Below are 26,312 nucleotides of genomic sequence, written 5' to 3' on the forward strand. Positions count from 1 at the left end.
CTAAGTAACCGGCGTACCCGATGTTAGCTCCTTACTCGGGAACAATGCGGACAGCCCCTCCCTGCCCTCGTCGGTGAGCACCACCGCCCTGGGCACCTTGCCGCGCCGGTACCAGTCCCGTTCGAACAGCACCTCGGTGATCGCCGCCCCCAGCGCACCGCCCAGATGCGACCTGCGCTCGGTCCAGTCCAGGCACTCGGGCGCGAACCGCCTCCTGGACCTCCGCGCGCCGTCCACGTCCACGCCGATGCCGGTCAGCAGCCGCTCTCCCGCCTCGGTCAGGTCCTGCGCCGCGTAGTAGCCGCCCTCGGTGAGCCGGTCGAGCAGCCCCACCCCGGCCCGTCCCGCGAGGTGGTCGTAGCAGGTGCGGGCCTCCTCCAGCATCCTGGCCTGCCTGGACTGGCGCAGGGACCGCACGGGTGGGCGGGCGCTGACCCTGGCCAGCACCTCCAGCACCTCGGCCACGTCGTGCCCGGCCAGGCGGTAGTAGCGGTGGCGGCCCTGGCGTACGACGTCGACCAGCCGCCCGTCGAGCAGCCTGGCCAGGTGGGCGCTCGCCGTGGCGGCGCTGACCCCGGCCACCCTGGCCAGCTCTCCCGCCGCCAGGGCCCGCCCGTCGAGGAGGGCGGTCAGCATGGCCGCCCTGGTCGGGTCCGCGATGAGCGCGGCGACGGGCGCTATGTCGGCGTCGCGAGCGATGTACTCCATGCGTACGACGCTAGTACGGCGACATTTCGACCTGCGTCGAAGGGTCGGCCGCGCTTGCCGAGCGCCCTGCGACGCGCATCGGACCGTCGAGCGCCTTGCGACCTGCGTCGAAGGGTCAGGCGCGCTTGCCGAGCGCCTTGCGGATCAGCTCGCGCGCCCGCTCCATCAGCGCGATCGGCGTGCCCACCAGCATGTTCTTGGTGGCGCTCTCCGTGCCGGGGTGCGGGCGCAGCGGGGCGAGGCTCTCGGCCGCCCGCACCGCCGCGGCCATGGCCCGCCGCTCGACCATGGAGGTGTTCGCGCGCAGCTTGACGAACTCGTACCGTTCCTCGCTGCGGGCGTGTGCTGCCACGGCCAGGCGCAGCTCGCCGAGCCGCTCCCAGAACTGCGGATGGTCCACGCCGCCCTTGTGGAGGTCGAGGAGGAGCCGTTTGGCCCGGTTCTCCTCGGTCAGGCGGTCGCCCACGATGCCCTGCCCGTTGTCGAGCTTCCTGCGCGCGTACGGATGGACGATCTCCTCCTCGGCGGTCTCGTGCACGGACAACATCCGGGTGAGGCGGTCGAAGGCTTCCTCCACCTTGTCCGGCGGCGCCTGCTCAACCTCGTCGAACAGGTCCCTGATCTGGCTGTGCTGGATCACCAGCAAATCGATGACATCTTGTTCACCCACGCCCGCGCCCTACCCGAGCCTCCGGGGGGCACGCGCTTCCTTACCGAACGCGGGCCGTCGGCGGACCGAAAGCGGAGGTTGCCGCATTTCGCGCCGGGTAAGCGCAGCGACATGGCCTTCGACCCACTGCAGGAGCGGGGTATCCCGCTGGACGACCAGCTGCGCCACTGGAACCAGCTGAACGTCACGCCGATCGATCCCGACCACACCGACCCCTACACGCGGTGCCGCATCGTCACCATGAACGGTATCGAGACGGAGGCGATCTTCTTCAGCCACCAGCTCGCCCGACACTGCCCCGACACCGAGATCAGGCAGCGACTGGCGCGGGTGCGCTACATCGAGGCGCAGCAGCAGAAAGTGGTCAACTGGCTGCTGCCGGGATCTTCGTCGGTGCTGGAGACCACGATCGCCTACGAGCAGGCGGCGGTGGACCTGACGGCGTGGGCGGCGCGGATGGAGCCGGACGAGTACCTGAAGCAGGCCTACCAGTTCGGCCTGCTGGAGCACCTCGACCACCTCTACCGGTACGCGAACCTGTACGAGATGATCGAGCACCGCGCGACCGAGAAGATCGTGGGCCGGGTGACCGAGGTGATGCCGGGGCGGCCGACGCACCTGCAGCATCGGGATCCGGTGGACAACGTGCGCGAGCCGTACGACAGGAGAAAGACGGAGCCGCTGTCACGGCTGCACGCGCTCACCGTCATGGCGGTCGAGCAGCAGATCATGAACTTCTCCATGACCGCCGGCCCCATGTGCCTGGAGCCCGCGGCGCGCCGGCTCTACCAGGAGATCGGGCTGGTCGAGGAGGGGCACCTCACCCACTACGAGTCGCTGGTCGACGCGGGCGAGAGCTGGTGGGAACGGCTGCTCAACCACGAGTACAACGAGTGCTACCTGTACTACTCGTTCATGGAGACCGAGTCGGATCCCCGGGTGAAGGGCATCTGGGAGCTGCATCTCAACATGGAGCTGGAGCACCTGCGGCTGGCGGCCGAGCTGTTCAGGCGGTTCGACGGGCGCGATCCCGACCAGGTGCTGGCTCAGGCGTGCCCGCCGCCGATGACGTTCGAGCCGAACAAGGCGTACCTCCGAGATCTGCTCGCCACCCAGGCCGACCGCACGACGCTGGGCACCGGGTACGTGCTGGAGGAGCACGAGCGGTTCCGGAGGATGCGGCAGGCGCTGGCGGATGGGGAGCGGCCGCCGTCCGAGCGCGTCATCGAGGGCAACCGCGCCGTCTCCGGCCGGGACTACCGCCTGGAAACGGAGGAACCGTACCCGGCGAGCCTGACCGGCGGCCGGCAACGCCGCTAGAACCCTGCCTACGGTGTCGACCCTGTTCGGCGGCGGGCCGCGTCACCGAAGCTCTGAACCACGGCGCTTACGGCGCCTACGGCGCTCAGGGCGCTCGCGGCCCTCACGCCACTCATGTACCGCTCAGGGCCGCTCATGCCTCTCAGCGCTCACGGGGCCTCACGCCGCTTGAGCCTGCGCCCTGGCCCTTGGCCCCTGGCGGTAGCGTGGCTTGGGCTTGGGCTTGGGCTTGGTCGGCGGGGGGCGAGTCACTGAGGCTGAGGCCCTGTCCGAGGGGGTGAGGGGCTGAGGGGCTGAGGGGGATCGTCGCCGGAGATCGTCGCTAGAGTCGGGTCTCATGACAGCAGTCGCCCTCGTGACCGGCGCGTCGCGCGGCCTGGGAGCCGTGATCGCGCGCAGGCTGGCCGCCGACGGCCTGGCCGTCGCCGTCAACTACAACCGGGACGCCGCCGGCGCCGCGAGGGTGGTGGACGAGATCCGCTCCGCGGGCGGCGCCGCGGAGGCGTTCGCCGCCGACGTCACGCAGGAGCCCAGTGTGCCGGCCCTGATCGCCGACGTCACCGAGCGCCTGGGCCCGGTCCACGTCCTGGTGGCCAACGCCACCGGCCCGCAGCCGACCATCGCGCTGGAGGACCTCACCTGGCAGGCGCAGCTCGACCAGCTCGAGTTCTTCGTCAAGAGTCCCACACTGCTGGTGCAGGCGGTGCTGCCGGGCATGAAGGAAAACGGCGGCGGGCGCGTCATCCAGATCGGCTCCGACGTCGTGGACCGCAAACTGCCCAGCATGTCCGCCTATATCGCGGCAAAGAGCGCGCAGCACGCCATGACCGAGGTCTGGGCCCGCGAGCTGGGCCCGTACGGCATCACGGTCAACGTCGTCGCCCCCGGCTGGATCCCGGTGGAGCGGCACGCGGGCCTCGACGAGAGCGGCTACCTCGCGGAGGTGCCTCTGGGGCGCATGGGCACGCCCGACGACGTCGCGGCGGCCGTCTCGTTCCTCGCCTCGGAGGGCGGCGCATTCGTCACGGGCCAGCGCATCACCGTTAACGGGGGCCACACGTGACCTGCGCGAGCGTAATCCAGTTTGGGTACTCGGCCAGGATTCGCTAGAGTTCTCTCGTCGCCCCGGTTAAACGAGGCGGATGCGGAAGTGGCTCAGTGGTAGAGCATCACCTTGCCAAGGTGAGGGTCGCGGGTTCGAATCCCGTCTTCCGCTCGGAGCTTCCGGCTCGGTGGCGTGGCCGAGAGGCGAGGCAGCGGCCTGCAAAGCCGTCCACACGGGTTCAAATCCCGTCGCCACCTCCAAGGACGATTAGCTCAGCGGGAGAGCGCTTCCCTGACACGGAAGAGGTCACTGGTTCAATCCCAGTATCGTCCACCATGCTCCAACCCCAGCTCGCGGCACCCGCCGTGAGCTGGGGTTTCTTGCTGTTCGGCTTGATCGGGCAACTCCCGGCGACAACCGACCGCCCCACCACCTCACCCTAGGACCGGCCGTCCCACAGCCCTCACCCGATGACGGCCCACCGGCTGGCCACCCTCACCCGGTGGCGCCTGATGCTCCGCCACCCTCACCTGGTGGCGACCGATGGGCCCGCCATCCTCATCCGGCGACGGTCAACCGGTCGGCCACCCTCACCCGGCGGCGATCAAGCGGCCCGCCAGCCTCACCCTGCGGCGACTGATCGGCCCGCCACCCTCACTCGGTTACATCGTCCACGTAGTGGCAGTGCCCAAGCGGGCCCCAAGCACCCAGTGAGCGGGCGCCCACGAGAAGAGCACCCACCCACAGACGGTCGCCGGGGTGTCGCGTCCGGGAACGACGTCCAGGGGCGGCCGAGCGGGCTGCAACCCGGGCCCCGGGTGGGCCGTGCCCCGGAGCAGCGTCCAGGGGCCGCCCCGGGCGGGTGCCGACGGGAGAGCCGAGGTCCGGGGACGGCCACGTGGGCCGCCCCCGGGTAGCCGGGTGAGCTGCCCCAGCCCGGGTGGGGCGGCCGGCGGTAGGCGGTCAGCCCTCAGCTCAGTACGACTTCTGGGTCTGGACGTTGAAGTCGTCCATCTTGACCTTCTTGGCCGGGTCGGTGAGGGGATCGTTGATCTGGAGGACGTCCAGCCCCTCCATGATGTCGCTGGAGTAGATGTACCCGTTGTAGTAATACGCCGACCACGACCCGGCGATGCCGCCGCCCGGGAACGGGCCGCGTTCGAAGAAGCCGATCTCCTTCGGGCTGGCCGAGTCGGTGAAGTCCCAGATCGACACCCCGCCCTGGTACCACGACTGCACCATGACGTCCTTGCCCGGCACCGGGATCAGGGAGCCGTTGTGGGCGACACAGTTCTCGTTCTCCTGCTGATCCCGAGGGATCTTGAAGTATCCGCGCCGCTCCAGCTTGCCGTTCACGATGTCGTACACGGCATCCGCGCCCTTCGTGCGCGGCGTGTTGCTGTCGCACGTGGCCTGGCCGCCGCCGCCCAGCTCGTCGCTGAACACGACCTTCGTGGCATCGTTGTTGAACGTCGCCGAGTGCCAGATCTGGAAGTTCTCCGTGTCGGTGATCTGCTGGAGGACCTTCGGACTGACCGGGTCGGAGATGTCGAGGAGCACGCCGTCGCCGAAGCAGGCGGCCGCGGCCAGCTTCTTCTCGGGGTACGCGGTGATGTCGTGGCAGCCGGAGGCGAGCTCGGAGTGCTGCCGCTCAGGGAAGATATCCGGCTTCGCCACGATCTTCGCGGACTGAGGCGACTTTGTGGGGATCTCTACGATCTGGATGAGTTCGTGGGGCGGGGGGCACGTCTGCGAGTCGGGCTCGGGGCCGGGCGAGGAGACGTACACGTAGAGCGTTTCCCCGGCGGGGACCATCGTGTGCGTGTGCGAGCCGCAGTCGGTCCTGACCGCGCTGAGGTACTTGGGGCTCTTCTTGTCGCTGATGTCGAAGATCCGTAGCCCCTCCCATTCGGGGCTGTCCTCGCCGGAGTCGCACTCCTCGCCCCCGCGCGGCTCGTCGATGGACAGGATGAGCAGGTCGCCGTACACCGAGACGTCGTTCTGCTGGGCCGGGCAGGACACCGTGCTCACCAGCTGAGGCTTGGTCGGGTTGCTGATGTCGTAGATCGCGAACCCGCCGAAGTTGCCCACGAACGCGTAATCGCCCTGGAACGCCAGGTCTGTGTTGATGTCGTCCCGGCCGTTCAGGGGGGCTGGGCGGCGCATCTGGGCGACGAGTTTGACGTTGTCGCTCATCGTCACGTCACCGGTGGCGGACGGCTTGCCGGCTGGAGCGCTGGTCTCCTGCGTGGAGGTGTCGGGCGTCGAGGCCCCGGACGCTGTCTGTCCCGCCGCGCAGGCCGAAGTTAACAGCAGCACCGTACACAACAACGCTCCGCGCAACTTGGCAGAGATCAACGCGCATTCCCCTTTGTCTCGTAGTTCACTATGGAAGCTATGTCAGTGGGTACGGGCCCGCGTGCCGTCTTCATCACAGTTGTGACCACAATCGCCCTTGCCGCCTGCTCTCCGGAGCCGGCCGGGCCTTCCCCCGTGGGCACGGGGGCACCGGTGATCGTGCCGGGGAGCCCGGGGACGCCGGGCCGTACCGCGACGCCGGGGGAGCGGGTCGGGCAGACGCCCAGACCGACGGTGGCCTCGGACGTGCGCTTCGCCGAGGCCATGATCCCCCACCACCGCCAGGCCCTGGAGATGACCTCACTGGTGAACGACCGTACGACCACGGACACCATCCGCGCGTTCGCCCGCCAGATCACCGCCGCCCAGACCCCGGAGATCAAGGCCATGACGGCCTGGCTGGCCGAGCTCGGCCGTACCGCCCCGGACGGTCACACGCACACCCAGGCGGCGGGGTACGGCATGGCGACGCCGGAGGAGCTGAACGCGCTGCGCGGCGTCAAGGGGGCGGCCTTCGACCGTATGTTCCTGCAGCTGATGACCAGACACCACGAGGGAGCGGTCAAGATGGCGGGGGAGGAGCTGGCGACAGGCCGGGACCAGCGCATGCGGCTGATGGCGAAGGACGTGTACTCGGGTCAGAGCATCGAGATCGCCCGCATGCGCAAAGTCCTGGAAACGCTGCCTGGCTAGAGGGTCAGGAGGGCCAGAGCATGTTGGTCAGCTCGGCGTCGAGGTCCATGTAGTCCGTCTCACGGCCCGCGGGGACCTTCTCGTACGTACGGTGGAGAAACTCGGTGAGCGGGGCCAGCGGCACCTCGAAGAGCGCCTGCCCGAACGGGGACGTGAGGCTGATGTGGAGCGTGCGCTCGCCATCGGCACGCGCGGGCCACACCTGCACGTCGCCGTCGCCGACACGCCTCACGATGCCCACAGTGAGCAGTTCGCGAGCAAAGATCCACTCGACCGGCTCGTCATTCCCCACGTGGAAGGCCATGCGTATGGCGTAAGGATCGTCGGCTGTGTAACTCAGTCCGGCGAGCAGGGGGACGGTAGTACGGTCGGGGACCACAAGCCGAAGGCCAAGCTCGGCGGAGACGGTGGTGCTGTTCATCGTCAGCCAAACCTTTTCGTCGTAGGTCCCCTCTTCGGGGCTTTCACTGCTCTGACGGACTTCGTCCTGAGCTATGACGCGGAACGAAGAAACCTGTAGGAAAGATTCCGCTCCAGGGGCCTTCTGTAACGCACATCACAGCTGGACATTTAGGCATCTACCAGGCTAAACGGGATCAAATCGGGTCGTATTTACGAGGGTTTTGCGTGTTGTGGAGCCTGTCCCGCCGCGCTCGACCATGAACGTTTCTTGCCAAAAGATCGCGATCGGTGCCTTACGGAACAGGACGATGGTATGCCACCGACCCACCCCGCCGGTGGGCAACCGCCGCGTTTCACCTGAATCCCTCCCACGGCCCCGTCGTCGTCACCCCGGAACCTCCCCCGATCCTCCCCGGAGCAACCCCAGAGCAACCGCGGAGCCACCTGCGAACCACCTCAGATCCACCGGGGATCCACACCCACGCTCCACCGCCCGATCGCTTCGCTTCGCCAGCAGGCGCCAGAGTGCGGTATGGTTTTCCCCGTCGGCACCGCGAGGAACCGACAGGGCGGGCGATTAGCTCAGCGGGAGAGCGCTTCGTTCACACCGAAGAGGTCACTGGTTCGATCCCAGTATCGCCCACCACGAAGATGCAGATGAGACGGGGTTTCGGAGAGATCCGGAGCCCCGTTTTTCGTGTCTGGAAGTCGATGGGAGCCAATCGGGGAGCCATCTCACTCGGACTCTCTACCCGTGTCGGCTGTCGCCGAAGATGATGTTCATCGTGTGGGCACCCTTGGTGATCACTGGCCTGAGTTGGTGCCGGTAGACCGCTTCCGTGACGCTGGTGCCCGCGTGCCCGACGAGATCGGCGATGGTCTCGATGGGCACGCCCTGGTCACTCATGATGGAGACGAACGAGTGACGCAGTTCGCGGGGCGTCCAGGCGGTTCCGAGTCCCGCGTCCTTGGTGATCTTTCGGAATGCCCGTCGCACGTTTGACGCGTCGAGTTGGGTGCCGACGCTCGTGCAGAACACCAGGTTGTGATCTTGCCATGCCTCGCCGGCCTTGAGCTTGTGGGCGGCTTGGCGGACGTGGTGTTGCCGGAGGGCCTGAGCTGCCAGCTTGGGCAGTTCCAGGGTGCGACGTGACTTGCGGGTCTTGGTGTCACCTCCATCTCGGTCGGCGCGCCACACGTAGATGGCGAACTTCCTGTGGTTGAACCCCACTTCGGTCACCGGTCGCCAGGACTTGCTGTCCGGTATCCAGGCGACGACATGATCCCAGCGCAGCGCGCGGGCTTCCTCGGTGCGAACACCTGTGGTGAGGCTGATCACCACGTACGCGTGGAGTTCGGACGACTTGGCGGCCTTGAGCACCGCTTCGGCTTGTTGCCGATTGAGTGCTCTACTTGGCCGGCCGTCCGTGCCCTTGGGCGTGGTGACCAGTTCGGCAACGTTCCTGAGCACCATGTCACGCGCCTGAGCTTGCCGGATGGCCCTCTTAAGTACGCTGTGAATCTCTCGCAGGGTGGTGGTGGCTAGCTTGCCGGCGAGCTGGTCAAGCCACTCATCCACGTGATCGGCACGTAGCTGCTCGAGTTTGATCTTTCCCAGCCCTGGGATGACGTGTGTCTCGGCGAGGATGCGTAGCTTGGTGACGGTGCTTTCGGATCGGCCCTTGAGACCTTTGCTGAGCCAGTCGTTGATGGCATCGCGCACGGTGTAGGTCTCCGATGCGGTGATGCCCGCCTCAAGGTCTTTGACGGCCTTGATCAGCTTGTCCTTGACCGCGGTCTTGGTCTTGGCCTTGCGCTTGAGGCGTTGGCGCTTGCCGTCGGGGCCGAACCCGAGGGAGATGGCTCCGGTGTAGCCGTCCCCCTCGGGGTAGATGGTCGCTTCGTACTTGCCGATCAGGATCTTGGCCAAGGGATCACCCTTTCTCGTGACGGTTGAGGTACTCCTCGATCGCCTTCCTGATCACCCACGACACATCTCGTTCCTGCGACTCGGCGTACTTGCGGAGACGGTCTTTCAGTTCTGTGTCCACGCGTACGGGAGGCAGGGTCGTTCGGTCGCTCGTCATAGACGGCTTCCTTTCGTGTCATGCAGTTATCAAGAGGCGCCGGCCGGACGGTGGGTTGTGTCTCGCGTCCGGCCTATGCGAACGGTGTAGCACAGCGTTCTACGCCTCGTCCATCGGTTCCAGCGAGGAAATGAAGTCGGCAAGGTGCTGGTCGGTGATCCGGCGAAGCTTGCCGATCTTGATGCTTTTGAGCTGCTGTGTGCGGAGCAGGTAGTAGACCTTGTCGCGTCCGATGCTCAGCATCTCTGCGACCTGTTCGACGGTGTATGCCTGCATGTGCATCCCCCCTCTCGGTTTGTCGTGGGCGGCTCTCTTCCTTCGCGGGGTTTGCGTGTTTTGGTTACGGGCTGTGATGTTCCGTCCGTTCGTCCGTCCGCGTCTGTCACGGCCTATACATGCGCAGACGCGCGGACGGACGCGGACAACGGACGCAGACGATTACGGATCGTGTATCTCGGGGAGGGCGCGCCAGCGTCCCCGTGCGACCTGTTCGACCTGGCGCGCATGGCCTAGTTCCTGGAGGCGTTGGTAGACCCAGGTGCGGCGCATGCCGGTTGCGTGTATGAGATCACCGATGCTTGTCCCGTCGTCGGGGGCCTGCCTCAGCGCGGTTGTCAGAGCCTCCTCGGCTTCCCGTACGGCGTTGTCGCGGGCGTGCCGGGGTGACGGTCGGACGGCGGGTTGCGGCGGCGGGGCGGGCGTCTCAGTCGCGCGTTGCAGGGCTTGAGCCGATACCTCGTCGAGGGACGGGCGGTGTTCGGCGTGCCGTTCGGCGGTGGCCTGTACGCCCTCGTCGTCGAGGAGGTAGGTGCGGGCGCGGCGGGGGATGTCGTGTTCCGGGGAGCTGATCAGGAACTTACCGGGGGCGTCGAGCTTGTGGGGGTGCCAGCCGGCCTTGACCATGCCCTGGCCCAGGATGAGGTCACCGTCGCGGGGCTCCCGGACGCGGAAGCACAGCCGGACATCCATCTGTGCGCGGACCGCGCTCTTGCCCATGGCGTCCTTGGAGGGGCGTTGGGTGGCTGCGATCAGGTTGACGGCTGGTGCGCGGCCCCGCCGTGCGATCGAGTCGGCGTAGTCGATGGCTCGTGGCGCCTCGCTGGCCAGCTCGGCGTACTCGTCGATGACGATGATCAGCGCGGGCCTGTCGGGGGACGGCTCCCAGACGCGTTCGCCCCGTTTGGTGAGGTCGTCGGCCCGTCCGTCGAGGATGACCACGGCATCGGCCAGCAGGTTCTCTGCCTCTTGCGGGGTGGTGGCCAGGCGATCGATGCACGATGCCCAGGGCATCAGCTCCATTCCGCGCTTGAGGTCGACCGCCCACAAGATGACGTCTTGGCAGGCGGTCAGGTCTCCGAGAAGCACGTTCACACCACCTGACTTGCCTGCCCCAGACATGCCCGCGAACAGCCCATGCCGCCGCAGCAGGGGGACACGGACAGGTGCGCCGTCTTCGAACAGTCCCAGCTTGGCGGGCTGGGTGATCGAGGCGATGGAGGGGCCTGGCCAGGCGATGGCGTCGGCGTGTGGGTCGGTTTCGATGACCCGTACGTCGGCTCGGTTGGCCTGTTTGGTGGCCACCGGTTGGACGCGGATGCCGCCGCGTGTGGTGCCGAGTGCCGATTCCAGGCGGGGGACGGCGCTGATGGCGTCTTCGACGGTTTGGCCGAGTCCCAGCCCGAGCCGGAAGCGGTAGCCCCACAGGTCCACGATCGCGGACTGGACGCGTGATCCAGTCAGGCCGACCGCCTTGGCGATGTCGGGCCAGGCGGCCAGCGCCCGCTCGACGCGGACCCGGGCACGCCGACGGCGGTGCGCCCACCACGGGACAGCCAGCAGCACTCCGCCAATCAGCAGGATCGCTGGCAGCGGCGGGGTGAAGGGGCCGATGCGGGCGGCGGCGGTCAACCATCCACCCGCGAACGCCGTGGTGATCGCCGCATAGCCGCGTTCGATCGGGCGAGTGAGGTTCACCCAGCGTCCCCACACGAGCAGCGTCAGCGCCACGGCGGCGGTTAGCAGGGGGACGATGGGCCACCAGGCCGGGTACCAGGTGTGCAGGGTCACCCCCACCGCCACGGTGACCAACGCGGCGGTGAAGGGGGCGAGTTCGGACCGGTAGCGCCAGACGGTGCGGGCGATGCTGGCGATGACCAGGGGCGCGAATTCGAGGTCATCGGTGATCAGGCCGATGGGTTCGACGCCGTAGCGGCGCATGCGGCGGGCATTGCGCCGCATCTGGTAGCGCGAGGCGCGATGACGGTTCATCGGCCACCACCTGTCGCGCGTCGGGTGTCGGTGCGGTGCTGGAAGTGCAGTTCGTCGCGCACGTAGAACAGGGGGTCGTACTCGCCCTCCTCGTGGGCAGCGAGGGTAGCGCGGATGGCGGCGATCAGGTTGGCGCGCTGGTAGCGGGCGGTGGACAGCTCGGCGCGGAGACGGTCGATTTCGGTGATCAGGACGGGGGTATCGGCCAGGGCGTCGAAGATGTGGCGCCACAGGTGGTCGAGAGCGGGGGCGGACTTGGCGAATGCCGTCAGCAGTTCGGCGGCGGTGGTGTTGCGGGTGGCAGCTCCTTGGAGATCAGCGTGGGGGTAGGGGTGGCGTTGGGGCATTAAGCATCACCTTCTTCGGTTGGCGGGCAGTTCAGTGGCCGGTGATCCAGCTCAGGGCGGCCTGGATAACGGTGCGGATGTCGGGTGCGAGCGTGGTGGCGGCCAGCAGGAAGCCGAACAGCAGGCAGATCAGCGCGTGCCACCAGCGCAGGCCCAGATAGCGCCAGGCGATGAACACGACCGCGCCGACCACGAGCACCAGCGGGATAGTTACCGTCATTTGGGCTTCACCTCCTCTCACGGGATCTCGCGGTGGACTGGGGGATGGGGCTAGATGCCGTCGTGGCGGGACTTGCGGCGGCACCAGCGCCAGCGGGCGCGGCACTTGCGGCATCGCAGGGTTCCGGGCGTGGCAGCTCCGCACAGGCATTGGCCAGGCTGGAATGGGAGGGCTCGCATCAGGGGTTCACCTCCTCCCGGGACGGGCGGCCGGCGGGCAGTGGTGGGCGTGAGTGCCCAGGAGGCGGCGGCTCAGGGTTCCGGTGGGGGCGTGGCGGCGGTCCTCGGCGCGGATCACGGTGACCAGCACCGCGAACAGCGTTAGCGTGCCGATCGACAGGGCCAGGCCCAGGAACACCACGAACAGTCCGATGTCCATCGCTCACGCCCCCTCGATCTCGTCGAGGGTGATCGCGTCGCGGTAGGAGTCCAGGGCCTGGCGACGCGCCATGGCCGCGTGCGTGACGTGAAGCGCTTCGTAGCAGACCGCGCCGAACGTCGCACAGGCGACGTGATGTCCGCCCTGGATCGTGGGCGTGACGCCCAACAGCGCGGCCACCCGCCCGACTTCGGCGATCGCCTCCGTCTCCGTGGTGGCGTCGGTGTCGTAGAGCGTGTGGATCGACACCCGTACCGTTCCGTATCTGGGGACGGGCATCTGCGGGTGGCTGTCCAGGAAAGCGGCGAGCGTGCGCAGCCCCGCGATCAGGTCGCGGCGCCGGTGGTGCTGAGCTGGGCTCATCTAGATCACTTCCCTTCCGTTTCCGGTGACCTACGAGGCGAAAGTAGGTTTCGGGGAAGGGGTGAACCCATCGCGCGGTGTGATCGTGTAGTGAGATCAAAAACATCTGGCGATGAGATGGATCAGATCCTGCGGTGAGATAAACCCCAGCTCACGACGCCAGACGCAAAGGGACCCCCGACAGAGCCCTTGGGAACTGGCACTCTTTCGAGCGCAGAGGGCTCTGCCGGGGGCGTTGACGCGACGATGCGGGACGCGGTGGCACAGGTGTGAGCGAGCCACGATCAACCGCACCGTCGCGCGTCAGGGCGGCGGCAGCGCGGGATTCTCGGCAAGCGCCGACCGTGCGTCTTCCGCTTCGGTCCAGGCCCGGACTCGCGTACAGATACGAGAATCCAAGTACAGGTGATACAGCGAGGCGGCGGTGTAACCCTGACGGCAGTCATCGATATTCAGATCGAAATGGTCGAGGAACGCGGCCTTAGAAAAGGGGCTGCACCATGCGTGAGTCTTCCCCAGCTCGGACGCTTCATCGGCCACGGGATGGGCTTGGCTCCACTTGCTCTGCCCCATCTCGATCACGACCCGTCCAGCACGCCGCGAAGATCCTTGTACCGGGCGGCGATACGTCGTGCAGCCCTCTTCGGGTCGGTCGTGGAATGCCAGGCGTAGATGGCGCGGGCGCGGCGGTCATTCCAGCCGGCCAGCCACCAGAAGAGATCACCGTTGGTCCACACGAGCAGGCCACGCCATACCGACACCACGGCCAGCCCGTAGCCGTCGTGCACATCGGTCGTGATCCCGTGCACGGCCAGCTCCCGCTGTAGCTGATCGGCCACGGCGACGATGGGGTTGAGGCGATACGCCTCGTGCTCCCCGGTCATGCTCTGGCCCTCCCGCAACTCCGCTTTCTGAGCAAAGAACAGGCGGAAGCCAGACAAATGCGGATCTTCGGCTCTGCCTCAGATCAGCCCTGACCTGCGCCATGAACTGATGTGAGGTTTCCAAGTAGACCGGTTCCGCAGAATCTCACCGTGATATCTCACGGTGTGATGGACTTGAAGAGCTTCACTTCTCTCGAAAGGCTGCGCTACCAGGGGAACGGAACGCCGCCATGACTATGGATCAAGAGCGGGCACGACAAGTTCTTGAGACTGTTTTCGCACGTCAGGACGTGGAAGACGCGTGCAAACGCCGTGATCTGGGCGGGTTAATCCGCATCCTCACCAAGTACGGCATCACCCAAGGCCAGATCGCCCATCTCACCGGGAGGCCCCAGGGCCGCATCAGCGAGTACAAGAGCGGCAAGCGCATCCCGACCGCAAAGCATACATTTGAGGCGTTCGCTGATGGTTTGGGCATGCCTGCCCATCTGCGTCGCCATTTGGGACTGTCGTCCTCTGGCGGCAGAGGCGGTGCACAGGTCGTCAGTGATGGGGTCCAGATCCCCACAGACACTTTCGACTTGCAGCTCTTCGCTGAAGCGATCGGGAAAAGGGGCGAGCCGTTGAAACGCCGCGAACTGCTAGCCATGGTCGCACAACTCGGTGCCCAGTCAGCTCTAGCTCAAAGTGAGGCATGGGAGAAGGTCGCATTCGCCCTGTCCAGGCCGAGCGCACTTGACGAAGCGGTCGTGCGGGAGATGGAGGCCAGATCCGCCGGCTTCCACCGTCTCGAAGAAATGCTCCCCGCACATACGATTTTCAAGGGACTTGCAGCCCACCTGAACGAGGTCGGCACCATCCTGAACGGCACCGCGACCGATCCCAAAGACGAGCTTCGCCAACGCTTGATCGTCGTGGCGGGAGAAAGCAGCGTCCTGGCCGGCTGGATCGCAACAGATCTAGGCAACGTATCTGCTGCCCGGAACTTCTATGACACGGCAGAGAAAGCCTCCAAGGAGGCTAACGACCCAGCTATCATCGCGTGCGCGTTTGGATACAGGAGCTACATACCAAGCGGCAAAGGAAATCACGGGCGGGCGCGCGCCCTCCTATCCACCGCGCTACAGCATCTGCCCAGGGAGACATCACCTGGAACCACATCATGGTTGGCCGCAAGGCACGCGGAAGAGAGCGCCGCGCTAGGAGAAAAGGAAGCAGCCCTTCAATCGTGGGCTGACGCCAACGAGGCGTTCAATATCGCGGATCCAGAAGAGGACCGCGTATGGACAAGATTCCTAGACCGGGATCGCTTCGACTCCTTCCAGATCTCCACCTACGCACAAATCGGCCGACTGGACGAAGCCGAGCAGGTAGCCCGTGCCGTCATAGCGCGCTTGCCCGAGGTGGAACGAAAGCGCGCAGGCATCATTCTTGGCGACATTGCCACAGCTCATCTCGTGCACGGCTCGGTGATGGAAGCTGTCAAAGCAGCCAGGGAGGGTCTCGCGATCATTCGTGAAACGGAGTCCGGCATCTGGCTGCCACGCTTTATCGTTCTCGCAGAGTCGCTCAGGCGCTGGCAGACTCAACCGCCAGTCCGCGCGTTCCTAGAAGAGTTGGCCATCACGAAGCGTCAATTCTCCGCGTCTCCTGTCTGATCCAGTCTAGATAATCATCGCTTCCTGCAATAATTTCAGTTGCGATGATTTCTGGTGTCTCATAACTATGGTTGGCTTTGATGTGGTTCTCAAGCGCGGGGAGCAGAGCATGCGTGGTTATAATGATCAACTGCCATTCCTGCTCGTCGCGTAAAGACCCTCGCCACCAGTACAGAGACCGAATTGGGCCGACGATCTGTACGCCAGCGGCCAGACGCTCCGAGGCGATGCTATGTGCCAGAGCAGCACCCTCGTCAGCGCTCGGCGCAGTGGTCACGGCCTGAATGTAACCCTTCATATAGGAACATCATTCCTCACAGAGCGAGCCTTGGCCCGTCCACCAGATTGCGGTCCTCGGTCGCCCCGGAGGGCGACCGCCACGCAGAGGTGCGTGTTGCCGTCGAGGACGTCGAGAATGTTGCGATCCTCGGTCGCCCCGAAGGGCGACCGCGACTTCAAGGGCTGGGTCATCGACCAGTGGCTGAAAGCGTTGCGTTCCTCGGTCGCCCCGAAGGGCGACCGCCACGAGATCAGCGAAGAAGGCGTCGAGTTCGCGATCGAGTTGCGATCCTCGGTCGCCCCGAAGGGCGACCGCCACTTCCCTGGCGATGAGCCCAGCATGGTCTACCTAGAGTTGCGATCCTCGGTCGCCCGGGAGGGCGACCGCCACCTCCGGTACTGGTGTGGCCGGGTATGGCGTCTACAAGTTGCGATCCTCGGTCGCCCCGGAGGGCGACCGCCACAGCTCAGTATCGCCCGTGAGCGTCTGGCGAGAGAGTTGCGATCCTCGGTCGTCCGGAGGGCGACCGCCACGCGAGCCGCCCGTGCCGACCGACAAGGCCATGGTGTTGCGATCCTCGGTCGCCCCGGAGGGCGACCGCCACGATCAGCGGAGAGAGCGTGATCGCGCTGTCCTACGTTGCGATCCTCGGTCGCCCCGGAGGGCGACCGCCACCAGCGATCCGGCCACGTTCTGGGTCAGGTACGCGTAGTTGCGATCCTCGGTCGCCCCGGAGGGCGACCGCCACCCGGTGACGAGGTCACCGACCTATCCGCGAACGAGTTGCGATCCTCGGTCGCCCCGGAGGGCGACCGCCACTTCCCGGCCCCATCACTCCAGCCGTACAGCTCAAAGTTGCGATCCTCGGTCGCCCCGGAGGGCGACCGCCACGCGGCAACCACGTAGATGGTGCCGTCGTGCCGTAGCCAGTTGCGATCCTCGGTCGCTCCGGAGGACGACCGCCACTTCGCCACGGGGGTCCGCAGCAAGGTCACGGCCATGTTGCGATCCTCGGTCGCCCCAGAGGGCGACCGCCACTCAGGGCGATCAGTTCCGCACGCTGCTGCTGGGCACGTTGCGATCCTCGGTCGTCCCGGAGAGCGACCGCCACCGTCCCAGGCGTCGGCATCCATAGCACGCTCAACGTTGCGATCCTTGGTCGCCCCGGAGGGCGACCGCCACCTGCGTCCACGAGCCGCTGATGGAGTCGGAGTAGTAATTGCGATCCTCGGTCGCCCCCGAGGGCGACCGCTACCGTTCGTGGTCGGCTTCACGTACTGGCCGTTGATGTTGCGATCCTCGGCCGCCCGAAGGGCGACCGCCACTACCTGGTCAACAAGTACCTGCCCAGCGGCACGTGGTTGCGATCCTCGGTCGCCTCGGAGGGCGACCGCCACCACCGCGCCGAGCATGTGGGGCAGGGTGACGGTCAGGTTGCGATCCTCGGTCGCCCGGAGGGCGACCGCCACTCGCGTGTACCTACGGGCGGTCCGGGAACCATTGGTTGCGATCCTCGGTCGCCCCGGAGGGCGACCGCCACCTCGATGACGCCGCCCGGCAGCGCGCTGTTGATGAAGTTGCGATCCTCGGTCGCTCTGGAGGGCGACCGTCACCGACCACGCCATCTGCCTTGAGCCCTTCTGCCCGCTGGTTGCGATCCTCGGTCGCCCCGGAGAGCGACCGCCACCGGCGTCGCCGGTGGCCACGGCGTACATGACTCGGGCGTTGCGATCCTCGGTCGCCCCCGAGGACGACCGCCACGCCGCGGCCGGCCAGTTGCCGGGGGATGCCGTCGGCGTTGCGATCCTCGGTCGACCGAAGGGCGACCGCCACCCATGTCACTCCAGCCTCGGGAGGGGCCCATGTGGTTGCGATCCTCGGTCGCCCCAGAGAGCGACCGCCACCGAAGTCCTCGGCGGTGACGGCGCGGCCCCGGGCGGCGTTGCGATCCTCGGTCGCCCCGGATGGCACCGCCATCCTGATCCGGCAGGTTGGCAGAGATCCGGAGTCAAGTTGCGATCCTCGGTCGCTCTGGAGGGCGACCGCCACGCCGAGGCGGTAGTGGGTTGCGTGCGCGCGGCGCCGTTGCGACCCTCGGTCCCCCCAGAGGGCGACCGTCACAAGATGCTCCTCGAAAACCTGCTTCGCACTCTCGCGAAGTTGCGATCCTTCGTCGTCTTGGAGGCGACCGGTACCAGGATGACGAGCATGTATCGGGCATGGATGCCCTGGTGCGATCCTCGGCTCGGCCCGGGGAGCGACCGCCACTCCGCCTGCGCCGCCGCCGCGATTCTCCAGAACTCCAGGAAGTTGCGATCCTCGGTCGCCTCGGAGGGCGGCCGCCACCAGCGGACGTAGTAGCCGTTGTCGAAGTTGTAGGTGTTGCGACCCTCGGTTGCCCCGGAGGGCGACCGCCACTCGAACGTGCGGGAGGCGTGATCGTGGGCGAAGATGTCGTTGCGATTCTCGGTCGCCCCGAAGGGCGACCGCCACTGAGCCCCCACCCGAGCTTCAGCGCGGACGCGCACGCGTTGCGATCCTCGGTCGCCCCGGAAGGGAGACCGCCACCCTGCGCATGTTGCGTGCGCAGGCGGGCCTCTCAGGGTTGCGACCCTCGGTCGCCCCGAGGGCGACCGCCACCCGCCACGGTTCGGACGCGTCCCAGGAGACGAGCACGTTGCGACCCTCGGTCGGCCCGAAGGGCGACCGCCACCCCGGCGTATGGTGCCCGTGCCGCCCTGCAACGAGTTGCGACCCTCGGTCGCCCGGGAGGGCGATCGCCACCACAGTGGGTACGGCTGTATCCCCAACTTGGACGCATTGCGATCCTCGGTTGCCCCGGAGCGCGACCGCCGCGGCGGCGTAGCGGACCGCCACGTTACTGCGCCCGGAAGTTGCGATCCTCGGTCGCCCGAAGCGCAACCGCCACCGGGACGCAGCAGCCACGTTCACAGCGGAGACCCTGTTGCGATGCTCGGTCGCCCGGGAGGGCGACCGCCACGGCACGGACGCCATGGGAGCGGACACGTACGCGAACCGGTTGCGATTCTCGGTCGCCCCGGAGGGCGACCGCCACTTGAGCGGGTAGCGCACCAGGGCCGGGGCGTCCTCGGGGTTGCGATCCTAGGCCGCCCTGGAAGGCGACCGCCACGGCAGACGCGTTTTCGGTCACGATGCGTACCAGACGCAGTTGCGATTCTCAGTCGTCCGGAGGGCGACCACCACGAGACCCGTGAAGAACGCCTCCTGAACGCTCTGCTGGTTGCGATCCTCCGTCGCCCCCGAGGGCGACCGCCACCCCGTTGCCGGCCCGCGGCCGGGCATCACCCCGTGGTTGCGATCCTCGGTCGCCCCGTAGGGCGACCACCACGCCGGCCTTCGCGATGACGCGGGTCGCGGGCGACCGCCACGACAGTCAACTTTCCGGCCTCGACCGGCCCCTTGCCGTTGCGACCCCTCGGTCGCCCCGGAGGGCGACCGCCACGTGCCGAGCCAGGTGCGCAGCAGCGTCGAGCAGTTGCAGTTGCGACCCTCGGTCGCCCCAGAGGGCGACCGCCACCAGGTCCCAGCGAGGCGGCCAAGATCTCACTTCACCGTGGTTGCGACCCTCGGCCGCCCCGGAAGGCGACCGCCCACCCGGACCGGCAGTGGGGATGCCCGACCGGATACGCGTTGCGATCCTCGGTTGCCCCGGAGGGCGACCACCACTGGCTAACGGTTCGCTTGCCCCAGTCGAACCGGGCGTGTTGCGAACCTCGGCCGCCCTGGAGGGCGACCGCCACGAGAGACGCCAGAGCCGTCGATCGTCGGGTTGAGCTTGTTGCGATCCTTGGTCGCCCCGGAGGGCGACCGCCACCTCATCGCGACTCTGACGCCGAAGCGCTATCTCGTGGGGTTGCGATCCTCGGTCGCCCGGGAGGGCGACCGCCCCTTGAAGACGCCACGCAGGATGACGGCCGCCGCGAGGATGTTGCGATCCTCGGTAGCCTCGGAGGGCGACCGCCACGGCATCGGTCGGCGTAACAAGCTGATCGCCAAGCTGTTGCGATCCTCAGTCGCCCCGGAGGGCGACTGCCACGGTGATGACGTCGCCGAACGTCGCCGCCCACGTGTCGTTGCGATCCTCGGCCGCCCGGGAGGGTGACTGCCACCCCACCGTCAGTTGACCCGCGTCGCACTCGCCATCAGGTTTCAATACTCGGCCGCTGATGAGGACGACCGCCTTGCTTGGCCATGTCTTGCGTCTGTCTTCAGTTCTCAAGTTTCGATACGCGACTCACGTGATCCAGGCTCCGGTCCTCGTCCCGTTTTAGTTCTCGGCTGTCCTAAGCACGATCATCAGATGCCTGGTAATGCTGTAATTGGCAGCACCAGGTGCAGCTGGCGCTGCCTTGCTGTTAGTGCATAATGCCTCGCGGTCTGCTTTGCCTCAGATGAGGGGTGTGAGTGTGATTCCAGTTGGTAGGTCTATGTCGTTAATTTCGATTTTGTAGTCATCGATAGATCGGGGCACGTTCTGGTTCAGGGGTGTGACCTTGATGCGGTCGAAGAGAGTTGCTGCGCGGGCGCGGCCGAAGGCGTTGTCGTGGCTGAAGATGTAGAGGCCCTGGATGGCCATTTCGCCACGGGTGGCGCTGCGGTCGTGATCGAACATGTTGGTCAGAGCTTGCCAGAGGGTGTCGAGGTCTTGGCTGGTTATGCCGGTTTGGAGACCTCGGGCGGCGCTGTAGTAGGCGTGGACGCGATATAGACCGTAGTGAACGGTCCACTTGGAACCCATTTCGGTGCGTTCGCCTTTGTCGATGTCGGCTTGGCGAGTTTGGGTGATGCGAGTGATGGCGTGATCGACGGGGAACACGGGGCTGATACTGCGGGAGAAGGCGATTTGGAGGGGGCCGCGGACGTGTCCGGCTTGGGCATCGCCGGTGGAGAGGACAGCCCCGAAGAGGCGGACGTCGTAGAAGTTGTCGCACATCCACTTGTGGACAGCGTCGCGTTCTTGGGGGGTGGCTTTCTTGCTGGGTTTGACGCCGGCGCCGGCGAAACCCCGTTCGATCTGGCTGTTGAGGGCGACGTCAGCCTCGATGAAGATCTTGTAGCGGGGGTCGTCTGGGTGGAGCAGGGGGACGGTGTCGCGAATCTTGCGTTTGAGGGCGACGTCCGTGACTAGGCCCTGGTAGGTCTCGGCGTCGAGGCGGGGTTGGTTGCCGGCGTCGGGGTCGCCGTTGGGGTTGCCGTCGTGGACGTCGAAGAGCATGACGATGTCGTGGCGGCGGGCGGGGTCGAGGTGGGTGGGGATCTGGTCGGTCATGGTCAGTCCTCCAGGGCGACGGAGTTGTCGGTGTCGGGGGTGGTGCCGGGTTCTGCGTCGGTGTTGGGATCGTCGGCGGCGCTGTCAGGGATGAGGTCGTCGGCGGCTAGGCGGCGGGCGCGGGCGCGGGCGATGTCGTGGTTGCGCTGGTCGGCGTAGCCGTTGAGGAATAGTCCCTGGTCGTACAGAGTCAGGGAGGTGGGGAAGGGGCGTAGTCGACCGATGAGGTCATTGAGGTTGCGGGCGAAGAAGTCGGCGTAGGCCTTGCGGTCGCGGGTTTGTAGCTTCTTCATGTGGGCGCGGGAACCGCGCACGGCGGGGATCAGCGCGGAGGCTGGGCTGGTGACGGCACGGCTGAAGTAGCGGTCGCCGAGGGTGGTGTTGAGCTGTCCGCCACCCGCGCGGGTAGCGGCGTATTGGAGGGACTCCAGAACGGCGAACATGCGGCCGGCCAGATAGGCGGGGGTGTCGTCGTTGGGGTCGAGGGCCATGGGAAGCCTCCGGGCTTGGTTGGGGTGGCAGCGGGTCAGGCAGAGCCGGATCAGGGCTTGGCGGGTGAGGTCGAACCCGCCGTCGGTGCGGATGCGTAGCAGCAGGTGGGCCAGCATGGCTGAGGACAGCCGGGTGCCGTTGAGGGCGGAGTGCAGGAGTTCGCGTTGGATCCAGACGGGGCGTTGGGCACCCTTGGCGCCGAAGGGGGCGTAGTTGCCGCGGGCGCCGTTCTTGCCGGGTTGCCAGCGTCCGAGTGCCAGGGCTAGGCGAAACAGGGAGGGGAAGCGTCGTTGGCCTGTCCAGGGGTCGGTGATGAGCATGTCGGAGAACCAGGACGCGATGTGTTGTTCCGCCTCGGGCAGAGGGATGTCGATCCAGTCGCGGACCATGATCCGGGCGGAGTTGTTGGACAGGGTGGTCGCGCAGAAACGTTCGGTGTGTGCAGTGCCGGCGACGATGGGAGCGCCGGCGCGGGGCGCGTCCAGCATGGTGGCGATCTTTATGGGATCAGGTTTGAAGAGCAGCTGGATGGGAGCCCCGCTCTGCGGGACGGCCGGGTTGCTTGTGCGGTCGTTTGGCACGATCCACCAGATGATCGCGGTGTCGCCGATGGTGCGCCGGTGGTTGGGATGTTGCAGCAGGTGTTCCAGCGTGCCCGTGTAGCCCTCGACGCAGGTTTCACACAGGGGAGTGTGCTGCAGGCCGGTGACAAGGTTGAAGCCTTGAGCGGGCTGGTTGACGCTCACCAGGGAGGCGGAGTTGCCGCGTTTACGCTCGGTCTTGCTGAACGGGTCGTGGCCCACGGTCGGTATCAGGCCGGGTCGGACGGGGCGTGGGGCTCGTTGCAGTACTGGCTGGACGGTGTCGCAGATCAGGCAGCGGTCGTGGGCACCGGAGGATTTGCGCTGTGAGGCGACCAGGCTCCAGTAGGCACGGGCGCTGGCGGTTGCGTGGGCGGGCTGGCCGTCGATGCGGAACATCACGATCTGGCCGGAGGCGAAGTGTTCCGGCGGCTGGATGTGGCCAACGCCCTGGGAGGTGAGGAAGGCGCGTAGGGCTTGCGCGGCAGGCTCGTGGGGGTCGTGGTCTGCCCAGGCGCACACGAGGTCGATGAATGCCTGGTGGTAGCGGTGCGCTCGGGCGCGTTTACGTTCGTCGTCGGCGTCTTTGGGGTCGGGCCAACCCAGCGCGTACTCGATCTTGTCGCAGGCCAGTAGTGGTACGACGGCCGAGGTGCGGCCCAGACTGGGCACCACCATAGGCAGGCCGCGCCGTCCGCTGGGATCACCGGGATCGCGGATCGGCGCGAGCTCGGCGACCGGTCCTGCGGTCGGGTAGCCGCGTCCGTCCAGGTCGACGAGCCAATGCACACCGGTTTGGATGTGGAAGGGCGGCGGGATGTGCTCGGGGTGGGCGGTGGCGTATTGCTGGAGGCGAGTCAGGAGCATCAGGCCCTCCGCCGTTCGGCGGTGTCGATCTCGGCATCCCGGGCCGGGTCGTGGATGCCTTCACGCGGCACCTTCAAGACGCCCTGGTGCAGTTGGGCGGTGAACCACAGCGAGCGCGGTGTGGGCGAGGCGTAGTCGATGCGCAGCAGCATGACGCCCAGGTCTTCACTGCGCATGATGGGCTGATTGCTGTAGTCGGGTGCGCTGAAGTCGGTGCAGGAGAACTCACGGGTGCCCAGGTAGGGGTGGGTGAAGGAGGCTCCGCGCTCGATCCGGCGGTGGAACTGGTCGCGGTACTTGGCCACGTGAGCGGTGGCGTGGGGCTTGAGTTCTATCTGGGCGTGGATGCGGTAGGCCACGTCGCGCAAGGCCACGGTGTTGCGCTGGTCGCGTTTGTCTGGGGCGCGGAAGTGGTAGCGGCGACCCTCCTTGAGCACCGTGCTCAGGCTGGGCGCGTCGGTGACCTCGTTGCGCCTGATGCTGAACCACTTGATCTCGTTGAGCACGTCGATCTGCTCGATCCGGTAATCGAACTCCGGCTTCCAGAAGATCGCCTGAAGCACGCCGCGGGCGGCGCTGGGCGTCATCACCGGATAGCTGACCCGTTCGGCCTTCAGCTCCGGACGGGTGAAGCAGGCGAAGTCTCCGCGCACCTCCATAACGAGGGCGGGATAGGACTCGCGGGCGGGTTTGCTCACGGGCTCTCCTCCTTGGCGGGAATGACGATGCCGGTATTGAGGTCGTAGTCGCCGATCCACTCGTACAGATCGCCGATGACTGGACGCATCAGGGCTGCCACGTGCGGCTTGGTGAGTTGGCTCTTGGGCAGCGAGATGGTGTAGGGCTGAAGGCGGCGCAGCCACACATGCCCGCGGGCGGGGTCACGCCGCAACTGTTGAAGCCAGCTATCGATCGGATCCGGCCGCTCGTTGGCGTGGGGGTTGTGGTAGCGCACGACGACTGGGATGCCGTCCTCGTCGATCATCCGGAAGTCTCTGGCCACCGTAGGGAAGTCCCAGGAGGCGCGAGCGGCCAGCAGTTCGGAGCCCATGGCCTTATCTGGCAGGGTGGCATAGTAGCCATGGAAGTAGTCCGCCAGCGTTCGGAGGTCGTCTGGTTCGGTCTGCTTGGCGGGGCCGAATCGGCGGCGGGTCTCGGCGACCGGCAGTCCGTAGCTGGCTGGCATGGCGTGCTCAACCGGATCGAAGATCACCACGAGGCCGCCCTCGGGCCGTCGTCCTTCCCGGTTGGACCGACCGGCGGCTTGCAGAATCGATTCCGCTGGTGACATCGCCCGGTAAACGACTGGGAAGTCAAGATCGACGCCCGCCTCGATCAGCTGGGTAGACACCAGATACAGCGGCTTGGTCGGCTCTCGCTTCAAGGTCGTCTCGACGTCGGCGAGCACATCGCGGCGATGCGCGGGGCACATCCGGGTGGAGAGATGCCGTACTGCCCCCGACCGCTCCTGGTTCAGCAGGTCATACACGGTGCGGGCGTGATCGACGGTGTTCACCACGGTAAGCACCTGCGTGGCCGGCTCTGAGGACACCATAGCGGCCACTTGCTTCAGCGATCGGCGGGGACTGACCTCCCACCGGTAACGCATCGGCCGGATGGCACGCAGCCGCCGCTGCAGGTCGGCAGGATCCGGCAGGATTTCCACCGCTTGCACCTCACGCAGTGGTGGCAGATCCCAGAACTCCGGCTGAGTCGCCGAGGTCAGCACCACCGTGACCCCGAAGTGCTCCACCAGCTGACGCAACATCGCCAAGATCGGGATCAGCAGGTGCACCGGCAGTGCTTGAATCTCGTCCAGCACGATGACGGACCGGGCCAGCCGGTGCAGCTTGCGCATCGCCCACGGCCGCCGATCATGCAGCGAGTGCAGCAACTGCACTGTCGTGGTCACGATGAACGGCGCATCCCAGTTCTCGGCTGCCAGCCGCTGCCACCGGCTGCCCGGACCATCCAACGCGACGCTGCTGTGATGCTCCAACACCACCGAATCTTGTGGGGTTGAGCGCAGGAGGCCGCGATATTCCTTCGCGTTCTGCTCGGTGATCGAGATGAACGGCACCGCCACCACCACTCGACGCAACCCGTGCGCTACCGCGTGGTGCAGCGCAAACCCCGCACTGGAGATCGTCTTGCCGAGGCCGGTAGGCGCGGCCAGCTTGAAGAACCCCGGCTCAAGTAATGCTGCGGCGACGCACGCGTCATAGACCTCACCTCGCAATGGATCAACCGGACTCGGTGTCCGATCGTGTCGATCGCTCAGCTTGGCCTTCCGCCCAGCCTCGAACCGGTCCAGCAGCTGAGCCGCTGCCACCGGGGCGGCAACATGCTCGCGTCGCTTACCGAAATGAACCTGAGTATCCAAGTGGTCCGCGTCGACCAAGGCGCTGAACAACATCCGAGTCAGCAGCTCAGCACCCAGCGCATCAGAGGCGCACGGCGGCCAGATCGGAGCCATCGGCGTAGCCAGTTCAGGAAGACGGGCCCGCAGACGCTGGAGCGCTTGCTCTTCATGCACGGCATCCAGCGGAGGAGACGCCAGGAAGTTCGCCATCGCGCTCGGATGATCCAACCCGCCATGATGGCCATAGACCGGTAGAGCGAACGCGTCGAACCCTAGCTGGTCTACCAGGAACCGAGTCCCCGCTGCTCGGTGATCGATCCCCACAGGATCATCGGTGCCTTCCACCTCAAGCAGTCTCCGTTGCCAAATATCGGCAGCCTTTCCGAAGTCATGCGTCAGCCCCAGCCAACGAGCAAGCTGGTCAGCGCCAAACGCCTCGGCGAACTGCCCCGCCCACGAGGCCACCGACCGGAGATGATCCTCCAGAAGGTGCCTGCGGTCAGTCCCGTTGGCACGGCTATGTGCCCATAACGGGCATTCGTCGGGATCTGAATCCCGCTGGGCGGGGCTAACTGTTCTCATGGCCAGAAACCGTACAAGGGGCTACCGACAATTAGCCTCTCGCCTGCTTGGAGCACAATATGACCATGAACGTCAAGGTGCGTGATTATGGTGTGGCCGCCCGACGTACGATGACGGCGCGCGCCCGGGCCTGCCGTTTACACTTGCCGCAAAGCCGGATTTGGCCTGTCCGATGGCTATGCTCGGCATGTGGAGGATGGAAACACTCTTGTGGCCAGCATGCAGGTCGCGCAACCGAGGGCATGGGGCGGGAGACGGTGAAACGTGAGCAATTGATGTTGTTGGCGCCGATTTGGTGGAAGGCGGCGAAACTGTCGGTGCTGTCTCCTAAAGTTCAGCTCTCGCAGGGATCCTCCGAGTAAGGGGTGCCGAAACCCGAAGTGCTCACGCGACACCCGGTAGATCCCTTAGGGGCTATCACCCTAAATGTTCCTTG

25 protein-coding genes and 4 tRNA genes are annotated in these 26,312 nt (G+C 66.4%); 9 read left to right on the top strand and 20 right to left on the bottom strand.

Going from position 1 to position 26,312, the window contains the following annotated elements; translation table 11 throughout:
* A complete protein-coding gene (locus tag ACIBI9_RS21965; protein WP_397224003.1) occupies positions 1–708 on the bottom strand; it encodes an ArsR/SmtB family transcription factor in 708 nt (235 codons plus the stop codon).
* A 115-nt stretch (positions 709–823) separates the two neighbouring features.
* Positions 824–1,378, bottom strand: coding sequence for a hemerythrin domain-containing protein (locus ACIBI9_RS21970; RefSeq protein WP_397224004.1), 555 nt, complete (start codon positions 1,376–1,378; stop codon positions 824–826).
* A 111-nt stretch (positions 1,379–1,489) separates the two neighbouring features.
* Between ACIBI9_RS21970 and ACIBI9_RS21975 the strand changes: the two genes are divergently transcribed.
* From ACIBI9_RS21975 to ACIBI9_RS21995, 5 genes are all read left to right on the top strand, one after another.
* Positions 1,490–2,698 carry a hypothetical protein gene (locus ACIBI9_RS21975; protein WP_397224005.1) on the top strand — a complete coding sequence of 403 codons (1,209 nt, stop codon included), beginning with the start codon at positions 1,490–1,492 and terminating at the stop codon, positions 2,696–2,698.
* 337 nt (positions 2,699–3,035) lie between these two features.
* Positions 3,036–3,761 carry an SDR family NAD(P)-dependent oxidoreductase gene (locus ACIBI9_RS21980; protein WP_397224006.1) on the top strand — a complete coding sequence of 242 codons (726 nt, stop codon included), beginning with the start codon at positions 3,036–3,038 and terminating at the stop codon, positions 3,759–3,761.
* Between the two features lie 81 nt (positions 3,762–3,842).
* A tRNA-Gly gene (locus tag ACIBI9_RS21985) sits at positions 3,843–3,914 on the top strand.
* 15 nt (positions 3,915–3,929) lie between these two features.
* Positions 3,930–4,003, top strand: a tRNA-Cys gene (locus ACIBI9_RS21990).
* A gap of 1 nt (position 4,004) precedes the next feature.
* Positions 4,005–4,079, top strand: a tRNA-Val gene (locus tag ACIBI9_RS21995).
* Positions 4,080–4,718: 639 nt separating this feature from the next.
* Here ACIBI9_RS21995 and ACIBI9_RS22000 read toward each other — a convergent pair.
* Positions 4,719–6,062 carry an LVIVD repeat-containing protein gene (locus tag ACIBI9_RS22000; protein ID WP_397224007.1) on the bottom strand — a complete coding sequence of 448 codons (1,344 nt, stop codon included), beginning with the start codon at positions 6,060–6,062 and terminating at the stop codon, positions 4,719–4,721.
* Between the two features lie 120 nt (positions 6,063–6,182).
* Between ACIBI9_RS22000 and ACIBI9_RS22005 the strand changes: the two genes are divergently transcribed.
* Positions 6,183–6,794: a DUF305 domain-containing protein gene (locus ACIBI9_RS22005; RefSeq protein ID WP_397224008.1), complete on the top strand. Its 612-nt coding sequence runs from the start codon at positions 6,183–6,185 to the stop codon at positions 6,792–6,794.
* A gap of 4 nt (positions 6,795–6,798) precedes the next feature.
* Here ACIBI9_RS22005 and ACIBI9_RS22010 read toward each other — a convergent pair whose 3' ends face one another.
* Positions 6,799–7,215 (bottom strand): SsgA family sporulation/cell division regulator, encoded by a 417-nt coding sequence (locus ACIBI9_RS22010; protein WP_103958541.1) that lies wholly within the window; start codon positions 7,213–7,215, stop codon positions 6,799–6,801.
* A gap of 552 nt (positions 7,216–7,767) precedes the next feature.
* Here ACIBI9_RS22010 and ACIBI9_RS22015 point away from each other — a divergent pair.
* Positions 7,768–7,842: transfer RNA gene (locus ACIBI9_RS22015), tRNA-Val, on the top strand.
* 102 nt (positions 7,843–7,944) lie between these two features.
* Here ACIBI9_RS22015 and xerC read toward each other — a convergent pair.
* The 10 genes from xerC to ACIBI9_RS22065 all read right to left on the bottom strand — a co-directional run bounded on the left by xerC (position 7,945) and on the right by ACIBI9_RS22065 (position 13,743).
* Entirely contained in the window at positions 7,945–9,126 is a 1,182-nt protein-coding gene (xerC, locus tag ACIBI9_RS22020; RefSeq protein ID WP_397224009.1) for a tyrosine recombinase XerC, read from the bottom strand.
* A gap of 4 nt (positions 9,127–9,130) precedes the next feature.
* Positions 9,131–9,283, bottom strand: coding sequence for a CopG family ribbon-helix-helix protein (locus ACIBI9_RS22025; RefSeq protein WP_106240258.1), 153 nt, complete (start codon positions 9,281–9,283; stop codon positions 9,131–9,133).
* Positions 9,284–9,382: 99 nt separating this feature from the next.
* Complete coding sequence (locus ACIBI9_RS22030) at positions 9,383–9,559, bottom strand: helix-turn-helix domain-containing protein (RefSeq protein ID WP_397224010.1); 177 nt, start codon at positions 9,557–9,559, stop codon at positions 9,383–9,385.
* Between the two features lie 162 nt (positions 9,560–9,721).
* Positions 9,722–11,551 (bottom strand): cell division protein FtsK, encoded by a 1,830-nt coding sequence (locus tag ACIBI9_RS22035; protein WP_397224011.1) that lies wholly within the window; start codon positions 11,549–11,551, stop codon positions 9,722–9,724.
* Positions 11,548–11,898: a hypothetical protein gene (locus ACIBI9_RS22040; protein ID WP_397224012.1), complete on the bottom strand. Its 351-nt coding sequence runs from the start codon at positions 11,896–11,898 to the stop codon at positions 11,548–11,550. The genes ACIBI9_RS22035 and ACIBI9_RS22040 overlap by 4 nt, the downstream gene beginning before the upstream one ends.
* A 31-nt stretch (positions 11,899–11,929) precedes the next feature.
* Positions 11,930–12,118, bottom strand: coding sequence for a hypothetical protein (locus ACIBI9_RS22045; RefSeq protein ID WP_397224013.1), 189 nt, complete (start codon positions 12,116–12,118; stop codon positions 11,930–11,932).
* Between the two features lie 186 nt (positions 12,119–12,304).
* On the bottom strand, positions 12,305–12,496 hold the full coding sequence (locus tag ACIBI9_RS22050; protein ID WP_397224014.1) for a hypothetical protein: 192 nt from the start codon (positions 12,494–12,496) through the stop codon (positions 12,305–12,307).
* 3 nt (positions 12,497–12,499) lie between these two features.
* Complete coding sequence (locus tag ACIBI9_RS22055; protein ID WP_397224015.1) at positions 12,500–12,859, bottom strand: hypothetical protein; 360 nt, start codon at positions 12,857–12,859, stop codon at positions 12,500–12,502.
* Positions 12,860–13,162: 303 nt separating this feature from the next.
* On the bottom strand, positions 13,163–13,441 hold the full coding sequence (locus ACIBI9_RS22060; protein WP_397224016.1) for a hypothetical protein: 279 nt from the start codon (positions 13,439–13,441) through the stop codon (positions 13,163–13,165).
* Positions 13,438–13,743 (bottom strand): hypothetical protein, encoded by a 306-nt coding sequence (locus tag ACIBI9_RS22065; protein WP_397224017.1) that lies wholly within the window; start codon positions 13,741–13,743, stop codon positions 13,438–13,440. The genes ACIBI9_RS22060 and ACIBI9_RS22065 overlap by 4 nt, the downstream gene beginning before the upstream one ends.
* Before the next feature lie 230 nt (positions 13,744–13,973).
* Here ACIBI9_RS22065 and ACIBI9_RS22070 point away from each other — a divergent pair, with 230 nt between their 5' ends.
* Positions 13,974–15,401 (top strand): helix-turn-helix domain-containing protein, encoded by a 1,428-nt coding sequence (locus tag ACIBI9_RS22070; RefSeq protein ID WP_397224018.1) that lies wholly within the window; start codon positions 13,974–13,976, stop codon positions 15,399–15,401.
* On the opposite strand, the gene cutA is transcribed toward ACIBI9_RS22070, so the two are convergent.
* Positions 15,367–15,678, bottom strand: a complete 312-nt coding sequence (cutA, locus tag ACIBI9_RS22075) for a divalent-cation tolerance protein CutA (RefSeq protein WP_397224019.1) — start codon at positions 15,676–15,678, stop codon at positions 15,367–15,369. The two genes, ACIBI9_RS22070 and cutA, sit on opposite strands and share 35 nt — an antisense overlap.
* 138 nt (positions 15,679–15,816) lie before the next feature.
* On the opposite strand from cutA, the gene ACIBI9_RS22080 reads away from it, so the two are divergent.
* On the top strand, positions 15,817–16,305 hold the full coding sequence (locus tag ACIBI9_RS22080; RefSeq protein WP_397224020.1) for a hypothetical protein: 489 nt from the start codon (positions 15,817–15,819) through the stop codon (positions 16,303–16,305).
* Between the two features lie 1,493 nt (positions 16,306–17,798).
* Here the strand turns inward: ACIBI9_RS22080 and ACIBI9_RS22085 are convergent.
* The 5 genes from ACIBI9_RS22085 to cas3 all read right to left on the bottom strand — a co-directional run bounded on the left by ACIBI9_RS22085 (position 17,799) and on the right by cas3 (position 25,876).
* The gene (locus tag ACIBI9_RS22085) at positions 17,799–18,209 is read right to left on the bottom strand and encodes a hypothetical protein (protein WP_397224021.1); all 411 of its coding nucleotides are present in this window, start codon (positions 18,207–18,209) and stop codon (positions 17,799–17,801) included.
* Positions 18,210–20,110: 1,901 nt separating this feature from the next.
* Positions 20,111–20,992: a type I-C CRISPR-associated protein Cas7/Csd2 gene (gene cas7c / locus ACIBI9_RS22090; protein WP_397224022.1), complete on the bottom strand. Its 882-nt coding sequence runs from the start codon at positions 20,990–20,992 to the stop codon at positions 20,111–20,113.
* Between the two features lie 2 nt (positions 20,993–20,994).
* Positions 20,995–22,932 (bottom strand): type I-C CRISPR-associated protein Cas8c/Csd1, encoded by a 1,938-nt coding sequence (locus tag ACIBI9_RS22095; protein WP_397224023.1) that lies wholly within the window; start codon positions 22,930–22,932, stop codon positions 20,995–20,997.
* A complete protein-coding gene (gene cas5c / locus ACIBI9_RS22100; RefSeq protein ID WP_397224024.1) occupies positions 22,932–23,630 on the bottom strand; it encodes a type I-C CRISPR-associated protein Cas5c in 699 nt (232 codons plus the stop codon). The genes ACIBI9_RS22095 and cas5c overlap by 1 nt, the downstream gene beginning before the upstream one ends.
* The gene (gene cas3 / locus ACIBI9_RS22105; RefSeq protein WP_397224025.1) at positions 23,627–25,876 is read right to left on the bottom strand and encodes a CRISPR-associated helicase Cas3'; all 2,250 of its coding nucleotides are present in this window, start codon (positions 25,874–25,876) and stop codon (positions 23,627–23,629) included. The genes cas5c and cas3 overlap by 4 nt, the downstream gene beginning before the upstream one ends.
* Positions 25,877–26,312: the final 436 nt, after the last annotated feature.

The sequence above is a fragment of the Nonomuraea sp. NPDC050451 genome (genome assembly GCF_044458585.1).

Coding starts and splice junctions, on each gene's coding strand:
- ACIBI9_RS21980 (WP_397224006.1), top strand. CDS start 3,036: ATGACAGCAGTCGCCCTCGTGACCGGCGCGTCGCGCGGCCTGGGAGCC.
- ACIBI9_RS21975 (WP_397224005.1), top strand. CDS start 1,490: ATGGCCTTCGACCCACTGCAGGAGCGGGGTATCCCGCTGGACGACCAG.
- ACIBI9_RS22025 (WP_106240258.1), bottom strand. CDS start 9,283: ATGACGAGCGACCGAACGACCCTGCCTCCCGTACGCGTGGACACAGAA.
- ACIBI9_RS22010 (WP_103958541.1), bottom strand. CDS start 7,215: ATGAACAGCACCACCGTCTCCGCCGAGCTTGGCCTTCGGCTTGTGGTC.
- ACIBI9_RS22095 (WP_397224023.1), bottom strand. CDS start 22,932: ATGCTCCTGACTCGCCTCCAGCAATACGCCACCGCCCACCCCGAGCAC.
- ACIBI9_RS21965 (WP_397224003.1), bottom strand. CDS start 708: ATGGAGTACATCGCTCGCGACGCCGACATAGCGCCCGTCGCCGCGCTC.
- ACIBI9_RS22065 (WP_397224017.1), bottom strand. CDS start 13,743: ATGACCGGGGAGCACGAGGCGTATCGCCTCAACCCCATCGTCGCCGTG.
- ACIBI9_RS22045 (WP_397224013.1), bottom strand. CDS start 12,118: ATGACGGTAACTATCCCGCTGGTGCTCGTGGTCGGCGCGGTCGTGTTC.
- ACIBI9_RS22055 (WP_397224015.1), bottom strand. CDS start 12,859: ATGAGCCCAGCTCAGCACCACCGGCGCCGCGACCTGATCGCGGGGCTG.
- ACIBI9_RS22070 (WP_397224018.1), top strand. CDS start 13,974: ATGACTATGGATCAAGAGCGGGCACGACAAGTTCTTGAGACTGTTTTC.
- ACIBI9_RS22040 (WP_397224012.1), bottom strand. CDS start 11,898: ATGCCCCAACGCCACCCCTACCCCCACGCTGATCTCCAAGGAGCTGCC.
- ACIBI9_RS22050 (WP_397224014.1), bottom strand. CDS start 12,496: ATGGACATCGGACTGTTCGTGGTGTTCCTGGGCCTGGCCCTGTCGATC.
- cas3 (WP_397224025.1), bottom strand. CDS start 25,876: ATGAGAACAGTTAGCCCCGCCCAGCGGGATTCAGATCCCGACGAATGC.
- ACIBI9_RS22030 (WP_397224010.1), bottom strand. CDS start 9,559: ATGCAGGCATACACCGTCGAACAGGTCGCAGAGATGCTGAGCATCGGA.
- ACIBI9_RS22080 (WP_397224020.1), top strand. CDS start 15,817: ATGTTGCGATCCTCGGTCGCCCCGAAGGGCGACCGCGACTTCAAGGGC.
- cas7c (WP_397224022.1), bottom strand. CDS start 20,992: ATGACCGACCAGATCCCCACCCACCTCGACCCCGCCCGCCGCCACGAC.
- ACIBI9_RS22035 (WP_397224011.1), bottom strand. CDS start 11,551: ATGAACCGTCATCGCGCCTCGCGCTACCAGATGCGGCGCAATGCCCGC.